This window comes from Actinoallomurus acaciae, assembly GCF_042429965.1.
Taxonomy (GTDB): domain Bacteria; phylum Actinomycetota; class Actinomycetes; order Streptosporangiales; family Streptosporangiaceae; genus Actinoallomurus; species Actinoallomurus acaciae.
The window spans coordinates 1-3,012 of record NZ_JBHLZP010000762.1 but is presented as its reverse complement, the minus strand read 5'-3'; the positions used below and the strand labels follow the sequence as shown (position 1 = coordinate 3,012).

5 protein-coding genes are annotated in these 3,012 nt (G+C 70.3%); 1 reads left to right on the top strand and 4 read right to left on the bottom strand.

Going from position 1 to position 3,012, the window contains the following annotated elements; genetic code table 11:
* The 4 genes from ACFFNX_RS46565 to rimP all read right to left on the bottom strand — a co-directional run.
* On the bottom strand, window positions 1-352 hold a 352-nt coding region (locus ACFFNX_RS46565), incomplete at its 3' end, for a translation initiation factor IF-2 N-terminal domain-containing protein (protein WP_378212780.1).
* 116 nt (window positions 353-468) lie between these two features.
* Window positions 469-744: a YlxR family protein gene (locus ACFFNX_RS46560; RefSeq protein ID WP_378212779.1), complete on the bottom strand. Its 276-nt coding sequence runs from the start codon at window positions 742-744 to the stop codon at window positions 469-471.
* A gap of 4 nt (window positions 745-748) precedes the next feature.
* Window positions 749-1,780 carry a transcription termination factor NusA gene (gene nusA / locus ACFFNX_RS46555; protein ID WP_378212782.1) on the bottom strand — a complete coding sequence of 344 codons (1,032 nt, stop codon included), beginning with the start codon at window positions 1,778-1,780 and terminating at the stop codon, window positions 749-751.
* Between the two features lie 23 nt (window positions 1,781-1,803).
* Window positions 1,804-2,340 (bottom strand): ribosome maturation factor RimP, encoded by a 537-nt coding sequence (rimP, locus tag ACFFNX_RS46550; protein ID WP_378212778.1) that lies wholly within the window; start codon window positions 2,338-2,340, stop codon window positions 1,804-1,806.
* Window positions 2,341-2,531: 191 nt separating this feature from the next.
* On the opposite strand from rimP, the gene ACFFNX_RS46545 reads away from it, so the two are divergent.
* Entirely contained in the window at window positions 2,532-3,005 is a 474-nt protein-coding gene (locus ACFFNX_RS46545; protein ID WP_378212777.1) for a hypothetical protein, read from the top strand.
* The last annotated feature ends 7 nt before the right edge of the window (window positions 3,006-3,012 follow it).

The following is a 3,012-nucleotide window of genomic DNA, read 5'->3' as shown; positions in this document are numbered from 1 at the left end:
TGGGCGCCTCGGGCACCGGCGGCAGATCGCGGCGCCGCGCCGGGGGCGCCTCGGCCTTGATCTCCGGCCGGGGCGCGGGCTTGGCCTCCGGTTTGAACTCCGGCTTGGGTGCGGCCGGCTTGGGCGCCGGCCTGCGCGGACCCGGCTTCGGCGCCGGGGCCTGAGGCTTCTTACCGTCGGCCGACTTGGCCGGCGGTCCTCCGAATGCTTCCTTAAGTCTGCGAACGACCGGCGCCTCGATCGTTGAGGACGCCGACCGGACGAACTCGCCCATTTCATTGAGCTTGGCCATGACGGCCTTGCTCTCCACACCGAATTCCTTGGCGAGCTCGTATACCCGGACCTTTGCCACTGCACTCCCTACTCGGTCCGGGGACGTCCTCGGACCGTCGCTACCTTGCGGTAATCATCGCTGCGTGCTCATCGAGCGCTCATAGCAATCTCGACCTGCTTCCGACTAGACGTCGCTTACGAACCGACCTGCTGGGACTCGAGCCATTGGCGAAGCATGCGAACCTCGAGCGGCCCCGTCCGGCGAAATGCCCGGGGGAACGCCCGACGACGCTCAGCCAGCTCAAGACATGCCAGGTCGGGGTGCAGGGAGGCGCCCCTACCCGGCATTCGCCCGCGCGGGTCAGGGATCACAGAATCCTCGACCACGACCAGGCGCAGCAGGTCGGACTTGGCCGTGCAAATCCGACAGCCCACGCATGTACGCCGTGGGACCGCGCGACCACGAACCATAAGTCTACCGCGTCGGCGCGTCGGCGGGACCTGCCGCATGCTCCCCTTCGGAGGAAGATCCGTTTTCGGTGTCCGGGCGGATGTCGATCCGCCACCCCGTCAGACGGGCGGCGAGACGGGCGTTCTGCCCCTCTTTGCCGATCGCCAGAGAGAGCTGATAATCAGGCACGATGACCCGCGCCACCCGCGCCTCGGCGTCGATCACCTCGACGTGGTTGACCCGCGCCGGGGACAGGGCGTTCCCCACGAACTCGGCGGGCTCATCCGACCAGTCGACGATGTCGATTTTCTCCCCGTGAAGCTCGTGCATCACGTTGCGCACCCGGCCGCCCATCGGCCCGATGCAGGCGCCCTTGGCGTTCACGCCGGGTTTCCGCGACCGAACGGCGATCTTCGTACGGTGGCCGGCCTCGCGGGCGATCGCCGCGATCTCGACCGTGCCGTCGGCGATCTCCGGGACCTCCAGCGCGAAGAGCTTCTTGACCAGGTTGGGGTGGGTGCGGGACAGCTTCACGAGCGGCCCGCGGTGCCCCTTCTTGACCTGGACGACGTAGGAGCGGATGCGCTCGCCGTGGTCGTAGTTCTCCCCCGGGACCTGCTCTTCGGGCGGGATCACGCCCTCGAGCTTGCCGAGGTCGACCAGGACGTTGCGCGGGTCCTTGCCCTGCTGGATGACGCCCGCGACGATGTCGCCCTCGCGCCCGGCGTACTCGCCGAACGTGAGCTCGTCCTCGGCGTTGCGCAGGTGCTGCAGGATCACCTGCTTGGCGGTGGTCGCCGCGATCCGGCTGAAGTTGGTGGGCGTGTCGTCGTACTCGCGCGGCTCGGCGGGCTCGCCCTCGGCCTCGGCCTCGTCGGCGGGCGTCTCGGTGGCCCACACCGTGACGTGGCCGGACTTGCGGTCGAGCTCGACACGGGCCTTCGGAGCGGCGCCCTCGGTGCGGTGGTACGCGATCAGCAGTGCTTCCTCGATCGCCTTGACCACGAGCTCGAGAGAGATGTCCTTTTCACTCTCGAGACTGCGCAAAGCCGTCATATCGATGTCCACGAGGCCTCCCCCTAGTCCTCGTCGCCGTCGGGATCATCGTCACCCCGGCGGTTGAACTCCACCTGAACCAGCCCGCGAGCGAGCTCGTCGTAACCGAGCCGTCGCTCCTGGCCGTCGGTGTCGAGCACGACGGCCTCGTCATCGGCCGCCGAGACGCGGCCGGTGACCTCCTCGCCGCCGGACAGCGTCGCGCGTACGAGGCGGCCGCTCGCGCGCCGCCAGTGCCGTGGCTGGGTGAGGGGACGGTCGACCCCCGGTGAGGTCACCTCGAGGACGTACGGCCCCGAGCCCATGGCGTCGCCCTCGTCGAGCGCGGCGGAGACACGCTGGCTCACGACCGCGATGTCGTCGAGACTGACGCCCTCGTCGCCGTCGACGATCACGCGTACCTGGCGGCGTTTGCCGGCCGGCGTCACGATGACGTCCTCAAGGTCGAACCCGGACTCGGCGACCACCGGCTCGAGCAGGAGCATGAGCGTGGCCCGCGCCTGGTGGCCGGGCCCTCCCCGGCCCCGCTGAGCGCGGCCGGAGTCGGCGTTGACGCTCATGAGGCCTCCTTCATGTGGCCGCACGGCCGATGCACGGGTGGCCGCCCGGTGCGTCCACTCCGCACATAAGACTATCCACAGCTGCGGGCGCCGGGTGCCGCATCGCCAGCCGACGGGCGCGCCCTTGTGGAATGCTTGCGCACCTGAGTGGAACACGATGGACGGAGGCACGCTTGGAGGCGTTGCGGTCCGTGACCCCGACGCGGCGTGCGGTGCTCGGGGGCTCCGTTGCGGCGCTCGTGACGACCACGGGATGCACGAGTGTCGGGCCGGGCGAGGCTCCCTCCCCCGGTCCCGAGGTGACGCTGCTCAACGGGGTGATCGCGAGTGAGGCCGCGCTCATCGCCCTGTACGACGCGGTTCTCGCCGCTCACCAGGGCCTGAGCGGGCGGCTCGGCAAGTTGCGCGAGCACCATGTCCAGCATCTCGCGGTGCTCAAGCGCCACTACGTCCCCGGCAGCACCACGGGCACCGCGACGCCCGAGCCGCGGCCGTCCGCCGCCGCGCCCCGCACCGAGTCCGGCGCCCTCAGCGCCATCCGGAGCGCCGAGCGCAAGGCGGCCACCGCGCGTGCCGACGAGGTGCGCCGCGTGTCACCGGGGCTGTCCCAGCTCCTCGCCTCCATCGGCGCCTGCGAGGCCGGGCACGTCCAGGAGCTCACATGACCGGGCG

Excerpts from the sequence above, each read along its gene's own strand:
- nusA (WP_378212782.1), bottom strand. The coding sequence starts at position 1,780 with ATGACGGCTTTGCGCAGTCTCGAGAGTGAAAAGGACATCTCTCTCGAG.
- rimP (WP_378212778.1), bottom strand. The coding sequence starts at position 2,340 with ATGAGCGTCAACGCCGACTCCGGCCGCGCTCAGCGGGGCCGGGGAGGG.
- ACFFNX_RS46560 (WP_378212779.1), bottom strand. The coding sequence starts at position 744 with ATGGTTCGTGGTCGCGCGGTCCCACGGCGTACATGCGTGGGCTGTCGG.